The sequence below is a fragment of the Cellvibrio fibrivorans genome (assembly GCF_031457055.1).
GTDB classification, from domain to species: Bacteria; Pseudomonadota; Gammaproteobacteria; order Pseudomonadales; family Cellvibrionaceae; genus Cellvibrio; species Cellvibrio fibrivorans.
This window is the reverse complement of the sequence record NZ_JAVDVX010000004.1, coordinates 104,724-124,658: the sequence shown is the minus strand read 5'-3', so window position 1 is coordinate 124,658 and position 19,935 is coordinate 104,724. Positions and strand designations below refer to the sequence as shown.

Genomic DNA, 19,935 nt, shown 5'->3' with positions numbered 1-19,935 from the left:
ATTCTGTTATGACTTATAGTCAGATTGACACATTAATCATCATAGGCGTAGGATATGAGTATCTTGCTTTCTTTTGCTTACAAGTATGCAAGATCAGCTCTAACAGCAAAACCTTGATCTACACTTGAGGAGTTTTGGTTTCTTCCTGAAATACAAAACAATATAAAAATCACCTAAAGATAAATTTAACAAAGGGGTTGGCTATGGTTTTCCATAAAAATCAAAAAACCGCACAACAACAGGGCGTTAAGTTCAAAAAATCCATGTTGGCTATGTGCATCATGGCACTGAGTGCACCTTCTTTTGCGCAAGATACAACAGAAGAAAAAGATGCCAGTGTTGAGGAAATTGTTGTAACTGGTGTGCGTGCTAACTTGCAAAACGCGCAGGATGTTAAAAGAAGCTCGGATACCTTCGTAGATGCTATTTCGGCAGAAGACATCGGCTCCTTACCAGATCGTAGCGTACTGGAGGCGATGCAACGTATTCCTGGTGTATCAATCGAACGTTTTGCTGCCGCAAACGACCCTGACCATTTCGGGGTTGAAGGTTCAGGTGCTGTAATTCGCGGTATGTCCGCTACTCGTTCAGAATTCAACGGTCGCGATTCGTTCACAGCCAACTCAGGGCGCGGTTTGAGCTTTCAAGACGTTCCACCAGAGTTGATGGCTGGCGTTCAGGTGTTTAAAAACCAATCAGCTGATATGGTAGAAGGTGGCATTGGCGGTACAGTGAACTTGATTACTCGCAAGCCTTTCGATTCGAATGATCGCGTTATGGCATTTAACGTTGACTATTCGTATGGTGATTTGGCCGAAGAGTGGACACCTACTTTTTCTGGTCTTTACAGCGATCGCTGGGAAACGGAGGCGGGAGAGTTTGGCTTTTTAATCAACGCATCAAAATCATCTTTGAAGGGTATTTCCCATGGTATTCAGTCGGATGCTTATGTTGAATATCGCGACGACTATAGCGACTTTCCTCGCGCTTTGTCTGCACCAGGTGCCGGGCATGCCGGGCCGAATGATATAGCTGGAGCGGAGCGTTTTGCGGAAGCTGGCCGCTCTGTTTGGATGCCTCAAGGCTCGAACGCTACCATGAAATTTGATGATCGTGATCGTCAAGGCTTGGCTACTGCCTTGCAGTGGGAAAACCCCGAAGATACCTTTCTGGCCACTGTGCAGTTTATGCGTTCAGATGCTGAGTTGGCTTGGACAGAAAATGCTATTAAATACCAGTCTGGTTACGAGCGTCGTCAAGCACTTCCTCTGCAAGGCACCGAGTACGAGTTTGACGATGACGGCTTATTTCAGGGTGGTGTTATCACTCAGGATGGGCGCTTCAGTGATGGCGGCTGGCGCTCTGCTGACCCAGATAATCCGGCTGCGCTGCGTTTGCCTCACGCCGCCAGCTGGGCTAACCCTGCTGTCGCACAGTTTGGTTCTCGCTTCCAGACTGATAACCGTTATAAGAGTACTCGCACGGTAATCGATGACTTTGCCACTAACTTCAAGTGGACTCCAAGCGACAATTTTGAATTGAGTTTAGATTTGCAGTACATCAAGGCCAATACCGAAGATGATGATGTGACTGTAATGATGGCAACTCACGCCATTCAGGATTTCGATGTGTCAGGCAGTACGCCTCGCCTCACACTGATCGAACCATGGCATGGTATTCGCGATAACAATATGGCCGTAGATAGCAATGCCTTGGTAGTGGAGGGTAGCGAGGGCACTGGCCCATTTGGCGCTGCGGGTGCGGGTGTGTTGGTTGGCGGTAAGGCGCTGCCAGGCTTTTCAAATGACCCTGCCGGCGATTCTAACTGGTTCCAAGATCCGACTTCATACTGGTGGCAGTCGGCGATGGACCATTACGAGCGCTCAGAAGGTGACTCTAAAGCGGCTCGCTTGGATGGAATTTACACCTTCGACGATGACGCTGGTTTTATAAAAGCAGTTAGATCAGGTATACGCCATGCAAATCGCGAGCAAACCGTTCGTTCAACAGCCTACAACTGGGGTCAATTAACTCCTATTTGGGCGCAGCCGTTTGATCAAATCGGCTGGGCGGATACTCCAATTGTCTCTGAGATAAGTGGTCAGTGGGAAGAGGTGGATTGGTCGGATTTCCATGGTGGTGGCGTTATTACTATCCCAGGAAATACGATGCTTCATCCTTCAGATGCGCTGGTTAAGTCCATCGTAAAAGAACAACGTGAGTTGCCGACGGGTGGTAGTGGCAATCTTTGGGAAAATGCTGCTGATCGTCCAGGCACTACCGGTTCTTATTTCCTGCCGTCAGAAGTCTTTATTACCGAAGAGACCAATCAGGCTGCCTACGTGCGCGTTGATTTTGGGTCGGAGGATTATTCCTATCGATTTGACGGAAACTTCGGCTTACGCTACGTAAACTTTGAGCGCGTTGCCACTGGTTCGGTACAGTACCCCGACGTTCTCCCTCGCGATCTTCCTCCTGCAGGTGCCCCAGACCCGCGCAACACTGCGGCGCACCTGGCCTACCTCGAGGGTAAAAGAAACGAGTTGTTAGCAGCGGCAGCAAGTAACCCTGCATACAATCCTCCGCCGTTAAGTGCTACGCCCACTGCTGAGGAGATTTCAGCTCGTCGTTCGTATGACAATGCATTCATCAAGACGGATTATGATGCTGCAACGAAGTACGCCGGTGACATTGGTAACTTCCTCTCGCCAACTGAACTTGGGTTTGGTAACAACGGTGCATCTATCGAGGACTCAGTCCATGACTATGATGCATGGTTGCCGAGCTTTAATTTGAAAGTGGAGTTAACTGATGACCTGTTGGTACGTTTTGGTGCTTCAAAGGCAATCGCAATGCCTGACATGGACTTGGTGCGCAATACTACCAGTCTGCGAGCGTTTGAAACTACTCGAGCTGTGTTGACTGATACGTCGGTAACTCCACCTTCAACGACGCTTGTTGGCGGAGCTATTAACACTTGGGCGGGCAGTTCTGGTAACCCTTATTTGAATCCAATGGAGTCTAAGCAGTACGATGCCTCTCTGGAGTGGTATTTTGCCAATGTAGGGTCTTTGACATTATCGTTGTTCAAGAAAGATCTGACCAACTTCTTTGTGAACGGTGCATTTGATCGTGTCTACACCAACCCAACATCTGGCGTGACGCAGACTGCGACAGTCGAGGGTACCATCAATAACGGTGAGGGCGAGTTGGAAGGGTTTGAGCTTGCGTATCAGCAATTCTACGACATGTTGCCAGCTCCTTTTGATGGTCTTGGTTTGCAAGTGACCTACAGCTATATTGATTCCAAAGCTATTCCCAATTCAGGAAGCCTTGATCCAGATAATGGTGGTGATATAGATACAGGTGCGCGTGTAGATCTTTCTGGCCTGCCATTACAGGGGCAATCGAAAGACACGTTCAATATCGTGGGTATGTACGATAAGGATGCTATTTCATTGCGTTTGGCCTATAACTGGCGTTCACGCTACTTGTTGACTACCCGTGACGTAATCAGTCGTTATCCTCTGTGGAATGATGATTCTGGCTTCCTTGACGGTTCAGCGTTCTACAAGCTTAACGATAATTTGACAGTAGGTTTGCAGTTTACCAACCTGTTGAATACCCAAACTGAAACTATCATGATTCTCGATGGCAAAGGTTTGGAGGCTGGTCGCTCATGGTTTGTCAATGACAGACGTGTAGCGCTGTTGTTGAAGGGTACGTTCTAAGTTTTAATACGCTAGGAGAAGCGCGCAACGGAAGTTGTGCGCTTTTTTTTATTCCAAATCTTTGCATTTGTATCCCCCGATGATCCGATTTGACAGTTCCAGTCTATTATTCTGGAATAGTGCTTTGGGTTAGAGAGTTCTTCCATGTTTAATGAACTAAAAAAAATAATAATTTTGGGTGGTGGTACAGCTGGCTGGATGACAGCGGCAGCTTGTGCAAAATTTCTGCCTGAGAACTATCAAGTTGTCTTGGTCGAATCCGAGCAAATTGGTACCGTTGGTGTTGGCGAAGCGACTATTCCCCATATTCGTTATTTCAATAATATGTTGGGTATTGAAGAGCGGGCGTTTCTTTCAGCGGTTAAGGCTACATATAAGCTAGGAATTCAATTTATCGATTGGGGTTCATTAGGGGCTGCTTATATCCACCCATTTGGTTCGCACGGTTACCCTGTAGGGAGTATTGATTTTCATCACTACTGGTTGTCCGCTATGGCTTCAGGTGTGGCACCGGCATTTGATCAGTTTTCCCTTGCCGTGGTGATGGCAGAAAAAAAACGTTTTGCTTTTCCTGAAACCAACGCAATTAATGGCAAGAATGCATTCAGTTACGCGTATCACATAGACGCCGGACGTTATGCAAAGTTTCTGCGAAAATATGCAGAGGAGCGTAACGTCGTTCGTATTGAGGGGCGCTTGTCTCACGTAATGACCGATGCCACTAGCGGTGCCATTTCAAGTTTGCAAATGGATTCCGGCGCAACTGTAGAAGGGGATTTTTTTATTGATTGCTCGGGGTTTCGCGCAATCTTATTGGCCGAAAAACTATCAGTACCTTTTGATGACTGGTCAAACTGGCTGCTTTGCGATAGAGCTGTCGCCGTTCCTTGTGAGCGTGTAGAACCGCCAAAACCTTATACCGTTGCCCATGCCAAGCCTTGGGGGTGGCGATGGAGAATCCCGCTTCAGCATCGCACGGGTAACGGAATGGTGTATTCCAGTTCGGCGATCACTGATGAAGATGCCTTGCAAAACTTATTGACTAATCTTGATGGTTACCCGCTGGCGGATCCAAATTTCTTGAAGTTTACTGCTGGAAGACGAAAAAAAAATTGGGAAAAAAATTGCATTGCAATCGGCTTGTCTAGTGGGTTTCTTGAACCACTGGAATCAACCAGTATCTATCTCATTCAGCAGGGAATTCTAAAGTTTCTCGAGTATTTTCCGGGGACGGGTGATCTGTCTACATTGCGTGATGCTTATAATAAGGAAATGGAAACCGAGTATGTCCGGATTCGCGATTTTTTAATTCTGCATTATAAAATAACCAAGCGTAATGACTCAGAGTTCTGGCGTTACTGCCAGAATATGGCACTGCCTGAGTCACTTGAACGTAGTATTGAATTGTTCCGAGCTACCGGGCATGTAGAACGTTATCAAAATGGTCTTTTTATGTCGCCGAGTTGGCTTGCTGTATATCTTGGGCAGGGAGTTGGTAAAGTCAATTTCGATACTCGTGTTCTTAATTATCCCGACGCCTTTGTGCTCGGTGAAATGCAAAAGATGCGGGAAAAGCTGGAATTGCAGGTGCAGGCGATGCCTATGACAAATGATGTTTTGGAAGCAGAGCTAAGCGCGACTGGTATTAACCAGCAGCCCGTTGCTGCAAGTCTTTACGGTGTGGTATGAGGGGACTTGAGTCGGTATTGGTGTTAGGCAATTCGTGGCATTCATTGCTCGTCGCCTGCTCGTTAAAAAAGAAAATCGCTAACCTGAAAGTAACCCTGAGTTACAACGAGCTGAAGACCAATGGTGCGGTCAGTGTCAGGCGAGAGCTTTCAAGTTTGTTATCTGTGCTGGAGCTCACTCAGGAATCATTGCTGAGACTATGTGACGGTACTTATTTTTTAGCTCATCATATTGTCGATGAGTCATATGGACGAGAATTCTATTGGTCGGTTGATGATTACGGTATATCAGATGAGGTTCAGGATTTTCATCAGCTTTTTGAGCGTTTTCTGTGGCCGGAAGCCAGATATGATGATTTTTGTGTAACTGCCCAATTATCAAAATATGGGAAAGTAATTGATTTGCAGCGGCATGTATCGGCGGCTGGTGCGCAAAAAAAAGAGCAGAATTACTCCGGGTTACACTTAAATATAATTCCGTTTACCCGACTACTGCTTCGCTATGCGACATACCTCGGCATTACAGTTGTAAATGAAGTTACCGCGCCTTGCAAAGAAAAAAATGAGGCAGTGAAAGGGGAGGCTTTGGATTCAGCTGGTGCGCGTCACACTGCTGATTTCGTTATAGATGCATCCTATATTCAGGAGGGTATTTCCAGCGAGCCCAATCAAGAGGTTCATGACTGGACTCATTATTTTGGAAATCAGTACGCTACTCGTCTGTTTGTTGCTAACGATTTTAATCCGAATCCAACTTCAAGTCTTGTGTTTAGTTCTGATAGTCTTGTCAACGCAATACCCTTGCGCACGGGGGTTTCTTACGAATACCTTGGCAATAAAATCGTGCTTGACAAATTTTTAACTCAGTCGCCGCATTCAGCGGCGAAAAAAACGCTGCGGCAAAATACATACGGTTGCCTCTGTCGGCCTTGGCAGGGCCGCAAATTGGCTCTTGGCCTTGCTGCCGCTCGTCCTGGCAACTTGTTAGTATCTGAGTTGGATTTGCTTATGCAAGAGCTGGCGCTATTGATTGGACTCTGGCCTTCTGTCCCATTCCAACCGAGCCTTGCGCAAGAGTACAACCGCCTTGCAAACACCTTATATTGTTCGGTTAGGGATATGCATTTGCTAGGCTATTGGTTGATTCAAGGTGGCGAACTGTCCGATCTACAATCTCTTCCGACCGAATTACGCAAGGAGGTAGAAGTATTTATAGCATCCTCGCGACTACCTCACCGCGATGAGCGATACCCAGCTACGGCAGAATGGATTTCATTACTCATGGGGCTAAAAAAATGGCCAATCCACTTTCCGCCGTTAAGGCTTGAACGAGCTGACAATGAGTTCCCGGATTTTTTCCAAAGCATTCTCAATAAGGTTCGGGAGATTGTAGCCAATGCTCCCCAACAGGTAGCGCATATCAATGACCTGTTGCGCAGTCAAAATAATCATGCGGAGCGCTAATATGGCCACCAATAATGCTCGGATGGTGATCTTGGGTGGCGGTACAGCAGGGTGGATGACCGCGGCTGCACTCGCGAAAAAATTTTCGGGTATGCCCTTATCTTTAAGGCTAATCGAAAGCGAAGAGCTCGGGACTGTAGGAGTTGGAGAATCCACCATTCCTCACATCCGTCACTTTAACCAGTTTTTGGGTATTGATGAGGCAGATTTCGTTCGTGCAACTAAAGCAACATTCAAATTGGGTATCCAATTTCGTAATTGGGGTGAGCTTGGTGAGGAATATATTCATCCCTTTGGCTCAGTAGGATTCGATATAAATGGTGTTGAATTCCAACATTTCTGGGTGAGTGCTTATCAATCGGGCAATGCGGCTTCGTTCGACGATTATTCCGTAGCCGCTGCTGCAATTAAAAAAAATCGTTTTGCCTATCCACAATCCGATGATACAGGTTGGCGAGGCAGCTACAACTACGCGTTTCATTTTGATGCAGCACTTTACGCAAGTTATTTACGACGTTACGCCGAAGATCGTTCGGTAGTGCGTCTGGAAGGAAAAGTTAAACACACTGAGTGTGATCCAGTAACAGGGAATATTTGTTCACTGCATTTGGAGTCAGGCGAGGTTGTTGAGGCCGATTTTTTTGTTGATTGCACAGGCTTTCGTGCGCTGTTAATCAACGGTTCTTTGGGGGCCGAATTTGAATCATGGGCACATTGGCTGCCGTGCGATCGCGCTCTCGCAATGCCCTCCACCAAAGTGGTTGGACTAAGCCCTTATACCCGAGCAACCGCCCATTCTGCAGGCTGGTGTTGGCAAATACCTTTACAGCATCGTGTTGGTAATGGTTGTGTGTATGCGAGCGAATTTATGCAGGATGATCTGGCATACCAACACTTGTTATCCCAGCTCGAAGGGGCTGCTTTGCTTGAGGAACCGCGCAAGTTTCGTTTTGTGGCGGGTATGCGTCAGCAGCAGTGGCGAAAAAATTGTGTTGCGATTGGTCTCTCTGGAGGATTTTTGGAGCCTTTGGAGTCGACCAGTATTTATCTTATCCAAGTCGGTATAAAAGCGTTGCTCGATTTATTTTCTCCTCGAGCCGATCAGCAATTGTTGCAGCACGAATTCAATGCGCGAGTCACCGCAGAATATGTGCGTATTCGCGATTTTATAATCATGCATTATGCCGAAACTCGACGTGACGACTCCGCTTTTTGGCGCTATTGCCAAACGATGAGCCTGCCAGATTCTCTTGTGCAGCGACAAAATATATTTCAGCAGGTTGGTCATGTGGATCATCTGCAATATGGTGTTTATGCAGCAGTTTGTATCGGCCAGGGTGTTATTCCTCAGCATTTTGACCCGCGGGTAGGTGGATATTCGGAGGCTACAGTTGCGGGGTATTTGGCGAGGATGCGCAACGAAATAGCTCAATTAGTTGATGAGATGCCGAGCGCCGAGTTATTTATAAATCATCTGCTGAACAACGAGGAGCATAGTTGATGGCAGAAAAAATATATGACGTTGCGATAGTGGGTAGCCCCAGTGATTGTTGGACACTGGCGCTCTTGCTGGCGAAACAGCTAAATATGCTCAACCCGAGAATAGTTGTTATCAGCTTTGCGGAAGGTGTAAATGAGGCCGTAATCGTTTCAGCTTCGCCGTCTATTCGGCGATTTCATCAGTTGTTAGGTATCAGTGCAAAAGAATTAGTGCGCCGATCAATTGCCCGTCCGTTGTTGGGTATTGATATTTCAGCTGAAGAACCTGCCCGCTATTTTTTTCACTCATATGGATCTAGCCTGGCTGGATCTGCGGAAGTGGATTGGTCAATTATGGCTTCACTACTTGCCTATGGTGACTTCCACCAGGCCGAGCTTTCGCTGGCCGCAACTATGGCGCGCGCTGGCAAATTTATCGATCCAGAGCGGGTGCCTCATGATATTTATCAATCGCTCGGTGTGGGTTTGCAATTACACTTGGCAAGTTATGTTGACCTGTTGCGAGAGCGGGCTTTGGCTCTGGGAGTGACCGAGTGCAGGGCGCAAACGGTAACTCCCGCAGGTGACAGCTCTGCAACTCATATCGATTTTCTGCGACTGGACCAGCAGCGAGATGTTGCTGCGAAACTTTTTATTGATCTCTCATCTGCAGGTTTATCAAGGGATGATAGTGAATCGTTGACGTCGGTAAATATTACTTGCAGGCAATATAACGGCATTGAAAATGGTGGTGGAGCCTTGGCTCACATGCGGGTGCGCGGCCGACGTTTTTTTTCGCGTACGCATATTGAATCAACATTTTGCATGCGCCTTTACGCATTTCAGCAAGAGGGCACCCAGACTCAGAATAACGATAACAATTTTGCAATTAATAATGTGCGGGAACTTTGTCTGGATTTATCCGGAGTAAAAACTGAACAGAAGAGTAAATTTGATTTTAATGATACTGCTCGTTGGCAGGGGAATTATGTTCGCATACCTCCTGCTGTCAACGTGCCATGGGATATGATTTCTGGGTACGGAGAAGCCGCCCGTCAAAACATGATGCATTTACTCGATTGCTATGCATGCTCGGCAGCGATGTCAGGTGCAAGTGAAGAGTTTAATCGGTTATCGTTGATCACGACGAGGGAACATCAACAATTGATTGTTATTTTCTTGTTGCTGACTGCGGCTTTAACGAGTTCGCAGGTACAAGCGTTAGTTGAACCAGCAATTTATGAAGATGCGGTGCATAGCATAAATTTGTTCAAGTCCGGTGCTGTTATTTCGAACTATTTGTCCCCCTTACTGACTCGCGATCAATGGATTAATTTATTTATTGGATTTGGGGTTGCTCCGATGACTGGAGGATTGTGTTTCGATTCAATCCCTTTGGAAAAAATTGCATCGCTGGCGGCTCAGCGTCAAACTCAAGTGAAGAGTGCCAGCGATCGAGCACCGTCGTTGGATGAATACATTAATTATTTTTTAAGAAATTAGTCTTTTTCTTCAGAGTTACGTTTGTAACGCAATTAGGTGGGTTTTATGCAAGATAATAATATTAGACGCATAGCTATTGTTGGTGGTGGAACCTCGGGTTGGATGACTGCCGCCGCCCTAGCTAAATTGATTAAGCCTGGCTATTGTCAGATAAGACTTATCGAGTCTGAAGAGATAGGGACAGTGGGTGTGGGTGAGGCAACAATTCCGCAGATACAATTGTTTAATAAGCTATTGGATTTGGATGAAAATGAATTTGTCCGCAAAACTCAAGGTACATTTAAGTTGGGCATTCAATTTGTAAACTGGGGGCGCAAAGGAGATAGATATATTCATGCCTTTGGTGATTTGGGTAAGGATATGGAGTCAATTCAATTCTATCACTACTGGCTGAAAATGGCGCAGGAGGGAAATGCACAGGAACTTGGGAGTTACACCATCAGTGGTGCTGCAAGTGAGCAGGGTAAATTCATGCGACCATTTGATGCAGGCAATTCGCCCTTATCCAACATTGCTTATGCATTCCATTTTGACGCAGGTTTGTATGCACGCTTTCTGCGTGAGTACTCTGAGCAGCGCGGTGTAATTCGCTCTGAAGGTAAGGTCGTCGATGTCATTCTAAACTCGGACACCGGTTCTATAAAATCCCTACAGTTGGAGTCTGGCGAAAACTATGAAGCAGATTTTTATATTGATTGCTCGGGCTTTCGTGGACTATTGATTGAGCAGGCTTTAAAAACTGGCTATGAGGACTGGAGTCATTGGTTGCCTTGTAATCGCGCATGGGCGGTCCCCTGTGAGAGTGCCGGAGACCCCCTTCCATACACCCGCTCAACTGCGCATGCCGCCGGCTGGCAGTGGCGTATTCCGTTGCAGCACCGCATTGGTAATGGACATGTATTTTCAAATAATTTTATGAGTGAAGATGAAGCTAGATCAGTATTGCTGAACAACCTGGATGGCAAACCTTTGGCAGAGCCCAGGCTATTGAAATTTTTAACGGGTAAACGCAAAAAATTCTGGAATAAAAATTGTCTAGCTATCGGTTTGGCGAGCGGATTTATGGAGCCATTGGAATCTACTAGTATCCATTTAGTTCAGTCGGCTATCGCGCGCTTTATGAGCTTTTTTCCGAATAGAAATTTTGATCAAGAGGATATCGACGAATTCAATCGTCAGGCTGATTTCGAATTTGAAAAAATTCGCGATTTCCTGATACTTCATTATCATGCGACCGAACGCAATGACTCAGATTTTTGGAATTATTGCCGGACAATGGATGTGCCCGAATCACTTACTCAGAAGATTGAGCAATTTAAAAAAAATGGACGCATTTATCGCAACAATAATGAAATGTTTAATGATCTTAGTTGGTTTGAGGTGATGCATGGACAAGGTATTCGTCCTCGTTCGTATCACCCGTTAGTGGATAGAATGACAACAGAAGAGATTTCCCAGCGGCTCGCAAGTGTCAAGCGAGTCATCGATAAATCGGTAGATTACATGCCGACCCATGCACAATACATTGCGGAGAACTGTAAAGCAGAAAAATAGATTGAGTGATCGGGCATGAGTGTATGCACTAATTTAAATTTAAGCTGATAGTCATAAGTATCTAGCAGTTTAAGACTTAGCTAGATTTTCGTTTTCTTGCAGCACTTGCTAAGTATAATTATTTATCCAATATCAATAACGTTTAAAAAACCCGACGCGAAGTCGGGTTTTTTATTTCGGCTCAAATTAACTAAGCCTTCAATCGACGCGCCGCAAACAAGCCCGCCAAGCCCATCAACATCAATACAAAAGTTGATGATTCTGGGACACTTGCCTTGATGCCGATTACCAAGTCGTCGTGGTTGTCGTCATCTTTGTAGCCGCCTGTGTCATCAAAGAACAGGATGGCATCATACATAACGCCGTCAAACTCAGTGTCCAATGCAATAGCAAATGATACGAGCTCTTCACCGTCATTGTTGTTGCCGTTAGCTACAGTGTTAGGGACAACGGCACCACCAGTTTTGAAGGTGAATTGGATCAATTCACCCAGGGTGTAAGCCTTGCTGTATGAGAAGGAGCCACCACTGGTGGTGATGGTATTGCCTTCAGATGTGAAAGTGTTGGTCCAGCCAGCTTCTTTACCCAGGAATTCAAAGCTTAAAAACAGGGATTCTGTTTGGTTGGCTTTGAGGTTGCCGCCGATATTGTAGGTCTGTGGGTTGAGCACGTTTTTGAAGTAATTGTTTGTGGGTACCGGTAAGTTGGCGCCCCCATCAATGTACATCAGTCCTGCTTGTGCTGCGAATGAGCTCAATGTAATGAGCGCCGCAGCTGCGATCTTGATAAGTTTCATGTTAGTCGTCCTTTTTACTTTAGCCAAAATGAGTGAGTTAAAAATAGCCTAAGCCACGGGGCTAGCAGCATAATGTGTGCCATGTGATTTTTTACTATTAAAAACAAATGGTTAGTGTATTGTTGAGGAGGAGGTTTAAAGGGCGATGTAAATTTTTTCGACTGAAATTTGAGCGGCGGGATGAGGTGTTTTGGATAGCGCTGATCTGAAGCGAAAGGGGTCTGTCTACCTGACATGACCGAAGGGGATGCCTGCTCTTAAGCTCATCTTGCGAGGCGTGTACAACCTACAGATGAAAGCGCCCAAGAACAGTACTTGGGCGTTTTTGTTTATGTGGCTTAAAACCTAAAATTTTAGGCGCAGGTTCAATTTGGCGAGCTGCCCTGATGCGGGAAAACCTATGTCGGTGTAGTAGTCTTCATCCGCAAGATTTTCCAAACTTAAACCCAATTGGGTTTGCGCATTGAGTTGCCAGTGTACACTTGCATCAAAACGGTTGTAGGCCGCCAGTGTTTGCTCAACATCTGTGCCGGTATAGCGGCTCACTGCGAAGCGTTCATCTACACGCATGTACTGCGCGTTGAAACTCCATGCATCATTTAATTGATAGTTAACGGATGTGCCGTAGGTTACTTGTGGGCGGCCGAGCAAATGATTGTTAGAAGAAATCATATCGATATCGGTGTAGCTGGCATGTGCGCGTAAGCTGAGGTTTTGTTGTACTTGCCAATTAAATTCAGATTCAACACCGCTAGTTTCGACGCGCGAGCGGTTGACGTTTTTAAATGTTTCAGAATCAAAATCAATCAAGTTGCGATAGTGATGGTCAAAATAGCTGACTCGTGCGTTAAATGAATTTTTATTAAATTCAAAACCTGCATCGCGTGTGGCTACTGTTTCTGGTTTTAAATCAAGATTGCCAACCAGTGGGTGGCCGAGTGCAAAAAAGCTCGGCAATTTAAAACCTTCACCCCAATTAGCAAATAACGTCCAGTTATCGTTTAGTGTATATTTGGTGCCGATTTGGCCACTCTCATTTGCATCAAAACCGTCAGTATCATCGCGGCGAATACTGGCTTGAACTAACCAGGCTTCAGTTGCATAGGTGTTTAGATTGATAAAGGCGCTATCGATCTGGCGGTCCAGTGCAAAATTAATGGGATATACATCGGGTGAATATAAATATCCTTCACTGGTGCCATCTTCTTGCTTGGTTTCTACACCAAGGTTTGCCCAGATTTTTTGTTGGTCGCCGAGGGTGTTGACCCAACTAAATTGGGTGCGATTAAAGTCAATTACAGAACCATTGGGCGGAACTGCATCGAAAGGGATTATGCCGGGGGAGGTAAGGTCTTCATCGCGTTGGTACCAGCTGGCGCTCACCTTGCTTTGCCAGATGTTGTTAACTTGCGCTACCCAATTTAATGCAGCGCTTTGGTCTTTATATTCGCTGATATCCAAATCGCGCCCAACAGCAAACTCCGGTCCACCACTTTGTTCAGGGAAGCTGGTGCGTTCACCGTCAAAATAACGGTAGCTGAAATTCAGTGCGTGGATATCCTGTTGCCAATTTAAACGGCTGGTAAATTCGGTATTTTTTGCGGTACTGCCTGCAACGGGTTCGCCTGCATCTTTGCCCTGCAAACTGAATGCGTAACCGAGTTTGTTGATGCTGCCGCTGGTGGATACACCGACGCTGCTGTAATCATCGCTGCCAAGGCTGGCATTTAATGTGGTGGATTTTTTTCCAGGTGTTTGGGTGATGATATGAATCACACCAGCGAGGGCATCTGAACCGTATACCGCTGATTGTGCGCCGCGAATAATTTCAATGCGCTCGATAGATTCAATATTAATTCCGTTTAAATCAAATGCACCGCCGCGGGTATTGGTGGGATCATTGAGTTGCACACCGTCGAGTAATACTAATGTGTGGTTTGCTTCAGCGCCGCGCAATGCGATTGAGGTAATACCGCCGGGGCCACCTTGTTCTTCCACCCAGAGGCTGGGCACTTGGCGCAATGCATCAATCAAGCTGTGGTTGCTGAGTTGCAGCAAATCTTCTTTATTAAGAACCGAAACAGAAGAGGATAATTGTTCATTAGTCACCGGGCTATAGCTGCCGGTGACGATAAGTTCTTCGGTGGCGGAGAAAGCGGGTAATGCGATTACTGCAAGGAATAATGGAGATGAACGGAAATTTTTCATTTAAAACCTTAATTTCTGTGTTTGGTAATTTGGTATTTAGCTGGGAGACAAATGGACTCCGTCATTCACTCCGAGGCGCGTAGTCTGAGACTCGCCGTGAATACATCCCTGTAGGCTCGGGCACAGCATCCATGCTGCGCACGGTCCCGGACTGCGCGCCCCGGAGCAAATGCCGGAATCCATTTTCATCGCTCTTGGGTAATTTATCTGATTAATTTTTTGTAGCAGGAAACTTATATAAGGTGTAATACGCATCCATTTTTTCCGGTGCGTTGCCAGTGAACAGCGTTTTGGTTTTCAGCTGGGCATGATAAACCCGCGCGGTTTGTTGCGGGTGAATTTTTGCTTGCGCCAGTGATGCCAGATCAATTCGAATAGTTTTGCGGTCCTCGCTCAGGGCAACTGACTTGATGGCATCTTGCTGCAAACCTAATTCATCTGAACCGTAATCCGGTGCATCGCGATAGACCCAGGATTCAATTGTCAGCAAGAATTTCAACTGTTCAGCGTCGATGTTGGCTGCAACCGCTTGCGTTAGTTCTATGGCAAAACCGCTTGGTGTTGCAAGCATTTGGGTAATTGCTGGAGCAATGGTTTTTCCATCCCACACAATGCGCTGCAAACTCGCAACGTGGCCGCCTTTTGCCTGCCAGCCACGGCCAGTTTGGCCGAGCAGTAAACTGCCGTCTTTCAAAAAGAGCGGGCGCATAACGCCGGATTCCAAACCATCGATAAACGGCATCACACTACCTTGCTCAACTCCATCAACTGTTTGAAACGCGATGCGCAACAAATTCGACTGGGTTTGGTCGCCCATTAACATTTGCCCGGCAAACGCGCCGAATTTTCCTTTGGTGGTGTCCCACGCAGGATTGCCCGGTGAGTTGGCAACACGGTTGTGCGGCAACAAAATAACTGCATTGGTGCGTTTGTTTTGGACTTTATCCCAGGCAATGTCGGGCGAGTCAGGTGTCATGCCTGGCAAATCAACAAGGCCTGATGGGTGACCGTAAAATTTATCTTTTTCAATCACAAAAATTTTCGAGGTGCCCATATATTCTCCCTGATTATCGGAATACCAGAGGCGATTATCAGGGCCAGTTCCCAAACCGGCAGGGCTGCGCAAACCATTCGCCCAGAGTGCGAATTTTCCGTTGGGTTCAACGCGAATATTCCAGCCAGATAAACCACCTTGAGACCCCATGTATTTACCACCGGCTTTATACGTGGAGCCGTCGCCACCATCGGCGAGGTTGATGCTGATGTAGTAAGCACCATCGCCACCGCGCACAGGGCCGTGCATATAAGAGTGGTAATTGCCGTGATAGGAGTGGGCATCGAATAAGGTTTCGTAACTGTCAGCAATACCGTCACCGTTGGTGTCGCTGATGCGCGTGAGTTCCGCTTTTTGTCCTGCGATAACCGTGAGGCCTTTTTTGTCTTCGACTAATACACCAAGGCTGTCAAAAGTACCTTCGGCGAATAAATGCCATTGGCCTTTCACCATGCGCCAGATTCCCGCAGTGCGTGTAGCAATGACCGTCGTGTTGTCTTGCGTTAGCGATAAACCCAGTGCTTCAAATAATTGCTCGCGACCAAAATTATCTTTGGGCGGATAATAACTTTCGATGCTATAGCCTGCAGGCAAATCCGCTTTGGCTTCGGTAATTCTGATAGGTTGTTTGCGGTAATCAAATGCTGATTTTTTTGCATGCCAGACGTTGGCCGCAACTTGCATTTTTGCAGTGAGCGTCGCGGAGTTGCTGCCCGCAGGTAAAGTCCATTGGCCGTTGCTGATTTCACCTTTACTCACTGCTACGTTTTGCAGGAGTTGCGTGTTGAGTAAAAATTGCTGCGCCGTTTTTATATCGCCATTCAAGGTGATTTTTACATCGCCATTGGCGGCAATTGCCGTTTGGACTTTCAGGGTGTTTTTGCCGACGCGATAATTAAAGGTTGGCAGCTCATTTTTTTGTTTGGAGTTGCGCGTATAACCTAAAAATTGCGCATCCATAGACGCGACGCGGGCCAGGTGATCTTCTTTGCTATTGAGCGATGCCTTGATAGTTTCTACATCGCCGAATTTTGCCTCTTTAAACGAGAAGTCGATTATCTTGCCTTGCGCATTTAATGGTGCGAATAAAAACTCCTGACCGCCAAAATTAATTTCGCGGCTCTCAAAACCCATCTTCAACCCTTTGCCGCCGCGATTGGTAAATTCGCCGGTCATATCCAAAAAGCCGCCTTGCCAAATTTTGGTAATGGCAAGCAGGCGCGGATCAAATGAATAGTTAACGCCCCATGGGGAGCCCACGTGAATTGCACGGCCGGAAACACCAACTAGCGGGCCGCGTTGGATGCGCACTTCATCATCGACCAACAATTGCAAGCGATCAGCAAGCGGGTCGTATTCTTCTGCGCCCGATTGCGCGAGCAATTTAATGATTGGGCCTTGGTCGCGTAGGTCATTGAGTGTGGCGAGGTAATCACCGATTGCACTGATTTGTAAATCACTTAAAACCTGTGCTGAAAATGCGGGCATGATTGGCATAAAGGCTTCGCCTTTTTTTGCACCGCTTTCAGCAACGGCTAACTGATCGGTAGCGGCGCGAATACTGCGATGCAGATATTGGCGATCTGCTTTTATCGTAAATCTATGGCCTTCACCACCTTCCACAATTTCGCGGTCGCGCGGTTCGCGTTTAAACAAACCGTAGAGGTTGGGGCCGGTACTTACACCGGAATCGTTTTTTATCACTGAGTGACAAGCGTTACAACCAACTGATTCGAAGGTTTCTTTTCCGAGCGCAACAAAATCGACCAGCTCTTTTTCGTTGGTCACCTCACCGGATTTTTTCGGCATGGTGATCAATGAAAAATCTGCAGGCGCAATGGAGAAATTGCGCAATGCGAGCTGGCCTTTTTTCACCAGAAAGCTGGTTTGGCCAGCAGGATTCTCCCAGCCGATGTTGGCGTTTTCGCTCATGCCTGTGCGGATATCATTTACCAACACAGTTTCACCGTTGACACGCACTTCCATAATTAATGCCGCATCGACCTTCGCACTGGCTTCGTTATAGCGCGGCGCGCGAAATGTAACGTAAAGGCGTTGCCATTCATTGTTGACATTTTTGAGGTCTATTGCGTAACGACCTTGCACATAAAGTTTTGCATCGCTACCTTCGGGAACCAGAAATTCTGTTTCTAATACTGAGTCGCCGATATGTTCATTCGTATTCAAGTGTTCGCTGCTGCCTTTGGCATTAAGCACAAGAATATTGCCATCTTTGGCTGGTGTTACTTGCAATTTATTTCCGACTGCGCTGACTTTGCTGGCATTGATCCAGTCGCTGCTAGCTTTGAAATAATCTGCGGTGTTTTGTGCGTAAACCTGTGTGCTGAAAATCACAAAGGACCCGAGCAACATTTTTTTCAGGAGAGACATAATCTATACCTGTGATCTAATTAAAAAAGCGCCGCAGTGAATTCACTGCGGCGCAAACAGACGACAGTTAGAGCAATAAGTAACTGTCAGCGGATAGAGCGGGAAATTAGAGTTTGCGCACCCAGATGTTGCGGAAGTTCATCGCATTGCCGTGATCTTGCAAACGAATAGGGGCGCAGCCGTGGGCTTTATAGACAGGTTTGCCAATCCATTCGGTGGCGCCCTGGATTTCGAAATGGTTTTGTACCAACACACCGTTGTGCAGCACAGTCACATAACCGGGTGATGTAAGTTTTTGTGCGCTATCAAATTTGGGGGCAGTAAAAATAATATCGTAGGTTTGCCATTCGCCCGGCGCGCGCGACGCATTCACCAACGGAATCGATTGTTTGTAAATCGAACCTGCCTGGCCATTGGGATAGGTTTTGTTGTTGTAGGAATCCAGCATCTGCACTTCGTAGCGCTCTTGCAAAAATACGCCGCTGTTATTGCGCCCCTGGCTCTCTAGCAATTTACCCTTTTCATCGGTAATCAGCGTTGGGGTTTTCCATTCAACGTGCAATTGCACATCGCAAAAAGATTCTTTGGTTTTAATGTCGCCCGTTTTAGGGACAACGGTCAGGGTGCCATCGGCCACTTTCCATTTGGCTTCGCCACCTTCAGCGCCTTGCCATTGGCTCAGGTTTTTACCATCAAACAAGATAGTCGCATCAGAGGGGATGCCCGATGACGGTACACTGATAACAGCGGGAACAGGTTCCCATACTTCGGTCTCCTCGGCGAGTTGCCAAGGTTCTTTTTTTTCTGTGGCAGCTACACAGGTTGTCGAGCAAACAAATACAGTGCTGATAATGCCGATGGCGGGGACTAATCCTCGCTGTAAAAAACGCTTGTTCATGGAGTTTGACCCTGATGTTTTTCGTGGTGATTGTTATGGTTGTGTTTTTTGATTTTAGTTATAGCGGTTAAATGCAGACTGGGCGAATGCTTTTACACAGCTTGATAAAATTATCTGATAAATGGAGGGTTTGTTAACACAGCTTTACAGAGCGGGATTGGCGCTGTAAAAGCGCCGTAAACAGGGGGAATGCGAGAAGTGGAAATTACTTTTGTGCCCAGCGTTGGCTGCCCGAACAATTTAAAAACTGGGATTTAGCTAACCATTGCTGATCGGGATAATAAGAAAATAAAAATTGGTCGCCCTTGATGGTATCAATTACTTTGCGTGCTACGCCTCTGCGCACTGCCGGGCAGCCATGGCTGCGGCCGAGATGGCCTAATTTTTTAGCGAGCTTTAAATCCACATAGTCGGCGCCGTGGAACACAATCGCGCGCTCCATTGCCTTGTCATTAAAGCCATTTTCCAAACCTTCCATGCGCAATGAGTAGCCATTGGCGCCAACATAGGTTTCTTTGGTGCGGAATAATCCCAAACTGGTTTGACGGCTACCGTAGGTATTGGAAAAATTGCGCGCAAAATTTTTGCCGGTATTCATACCGTGGGCGACCAGCTCCTGGAACAGGAGTTTGCCGGTGACCAAGTCGAACACCCAAAGGCGCGGTTTGGTGGAGACCAGCGAGTAATCAATCACTGTCAGGTTGCGCGCGGGTGACATCCCTTGGGTTAGTGCACAATCGAGTGCAGACAATGCCAGTCCAATCACTTTGGGGTTGGCGGCGGGCGCAGCGCGGCTGAGTTTATTGAGCAGTGCAAGAGGCGTCTGGTCTTTGCTGAAGGGGGTGTAGCTAAAAGGGTTTGCAGGGCGATCTTGTGTCGCAGCGGCATTTAACGCGAATAAAAAACTTATGCAGGCCGAAAAAAGCAGGCCCTTAAGGGTCGTGTACAACATGGATAGCCCCGAATACTCTGGGTAATTAAAGTTGTAGCGGCCTTGCTATGGAAATTTATGGTTGTACCAGTTAATACTGGTGATGCTGGAATGCTAGCATCCAGATAGGAATGCAGCAAATAACTAAAGTTCAAAAAGCAGACCATATTTCGCGTTTTCGTTCTAATTTTAGGGAATAAACCCTCGTTGTATTAAGCGCGCAGGAGCGCTCTTTTAT

The 19,935-nt window shown here is 46.7% G+C and carries 11 protein-coding genes; 6 read left to right on the top strand and 5 right to left on the bottom strand.

Translation table 11 applies throughout. The features are described from left to right. Positions 1-203 precede the first annotated feature (203 nt). The 6 genes from J2X05_RS11845 (at position 204) to J2X05_RS11820 (ending at position 11,419) form a co-directional block, all read left to right on the top strand. Positions 204-3,731 (top strand): TonB-dependent receptor, encoded by a 3,528-nt coding sequence (locus J2X05_RS11845; protein ID WP_310072689.1) that lies wholly within the window; start codon positions 204-206, stop codon positions 3,729-3,731. 144 nt (positions 3,732-3,875) lie between these two features. Continuing rightward, the gene (locus J2X05_RS11840; protein ID WP_310072686.1) at positions 3,876-5,420 is read left to right on the top strand and encodes a tryptophan halogenase family protein; all 1,545 of its coding nucleotides are present in this window, start codon (positions 3,876-3,878) and stop codon (positions 5,418-5,420) included. After that, a complete protein-coding gene (locus J2X05_RS11835; protein WP_310072684.1) occupies positions 5,417-6,883 on the top strand; it encodes a tryptophan 7-halogenase in 1,467 nt (488 codons plus the stop codon). The genes J2X05_RS11840 and J2X05_RS11835 overlap by 4 nt, the downstream gene beginning before the upstream one ends. 1 nt (position 6,884) lies before the next feature. Next, positions 6,885-8,384, top strand: coding sequence for a tryptophan halogenase family protein (locus J2X05_RS11830; protein WP_310072682.1), 1,500 nt, complete (start codon positions 6,885-6,887; stop codon positions 8,382-8,384). Beyond that, positions 8,384-9,865: a tryptophan 7-halogenase gene (locus tag J2X05_RS11825; RefSeq protein ID WP_310072679.1), complete on the top strand. Its 1,482-nt coding sequence runs from the start codon at positions 8,384-8,386 to the stop codon at positions 9,863-9,865. Before J2X05_RS11830 ends, J2X05_RS11825 begins: the two co-directional genes overlap by 1 nt. 45 nt (positions 9,866-9,910) lie before the next feature. Continuing rightward, complete coding sequence (locus J2X05_RS11820) at positions 9,911-11,419, top strand: tryptophan halogenase family protein (protein ID WP_310072677.1); 1,509 nt, start codon at positions 9,911-9,913, stop codon at positions 11,417-11,419. Between the two features lie 190 nt (positions 11,420-11,609). Here the strand turns inward: J2X05_RS11820 and J2X05_RS11815 are convergent, their stop codons facing one another. The 5 genes from J2X05_RS11815 to J2X05_RS11795 form a co-directional block, all read right to left on the bottom strand. Then, a complete protein-coding gene (locus J2X05_RS11815; protein WP_310072676.1) occupies positions 11,610-12,215 on the bottom strand; it encodes a PEP-CTERM sorting domain-containing protein in 606 nt (201 codons plus the stop codon). A gap of 345 nt (positions 12,216-12,560) precedes the next feature. Then, a complete protein-coding gene (locus tag J2X05_RS11810) occupies positions 12,561-14,423 on the bottom strand; it encodes a TonB-dependent receptor plug domain-containing protein (protein WP_310072675.1) in 1,863 nt (620 codons plus the stop codon). A 211-nt stretch (positions 14,424-14,634) separates the two neighbouring features. After that, the gene (locus tag J2X05_RS11805; protein WP_310072674.1) at positions 14,635-17,868 is read right to left on the bottom strand and encodes a hypothetical protein; all 3,234 of its coding nucleotides are present in this window, start codon (positions 17,866-17,868) and stop codon (positions 14,635-14,637) included. A 106-nt stretch (positions 17,869-17,974) separates the two neighbouring features. Next, positions 17,975-18,766, bottom strand: a complete 792-nt coding sequence (locus J2X05_RS11800; RefSeq protein WP_310072672.1) for a 3-keto-disaccharide hydrolase — start codon at positions 18,764-18,766, stop codon at positions 17,975-17,977. 205 nt (positions 18,767-18,971) lie between these two features. Continuing rightward, positions 18,972-19,718 (bottom strand): murein L,D-transpeptidase catalytic domain family protein, encoded by a 747-nt coding sequence (locus J2X05_RS11795; RefSeq protein ID WP_310072671.1) that lies wholly within the window; start codon positions 19,716-19,718, stop codon positions 18,972-18,974. Positions 19,719-19,935 lie beyond the last annotated feature (217 nt).

Bases quoted from the DNA above. Each gene is read 5' to 3' on its own strand.
- J2X05_RS11845 (WP_310072689.1), top strand. From the start codon at position 204: ATGGTTTTCCATAAAAATCAAAAAACCGCACAACAACAGGGCGTTAAG.
- J2X05_RS11840 (WP_310072686.1), top strand. From the start codon at position 3,876: ATGTTTAATGAACTAAAAAAAATAATAATTTTGGGTGGTGGTACAGCT.
- J2X05_RS11835 (WP_310072684.1), top strand. From the start codon at position 5,417: ATGAGGGGACTTGAGTCGGTATTGGTGTTAGGCAATTCGTGGCATTCA.
- J2X05_RS11830 (WP_310072682.1), top strand. From the start codon at position 6,885: ATGGCCACCAATAATGCTCGGATGGTGATCTTGGGTGGCGGTACAGCA.
- J2X05_RS11825 (WP_310072679.1), top strand. From the start codon at position 8,384: ATGGCAGAAAAAATATATGACGTTGCGATAGTGGGTAGCCCCAGTGAT.
- J2X05_RS11820 (WP_310072677.1), top strand. From the start codon at position 9,911: ATGCAAGATAATAATATTAGACGCATAGCTATTGTTGGTGGTGGAACC.
- J2X05_RS11815 (WP_310072676.1), bottom strand. From the start codon at position 12,215: ATGAAACTTATCAAGATCGCAGCTGCGGCGCTCATTACATTGAGCTCA.
- J2X05_RS11810 (WP_310072675.1), bottom strand. From the start codon at position 14,423: ATGAAAAATTTCCGTTCATCTCCATTATTCCTTGCAGTAATCGCATTA.
- J2X05_RS11805 (WP_310072674.1), bottom strand. From the start codon at position 17,868: ATGTCTCTCCTGAAAAAAATGTTGCTCGGGTCCTTTGTGATTTTCAGC.
- J2X05_RS11800 (WP_310072672.1), bottom strand. From the start codon at position 18,766: ATGAACAAGCGTTTTTTACAGCGAGGATTAGTCCCCGCCATCGGCATT.
- J2X05_RS11795 (WP_310072671.1), bottom strand. From the start codon at position 19,718: ATGTTGTACACGACCCTTAAGGGCCTGCTTTTTTCGGCCTGCATAAGT.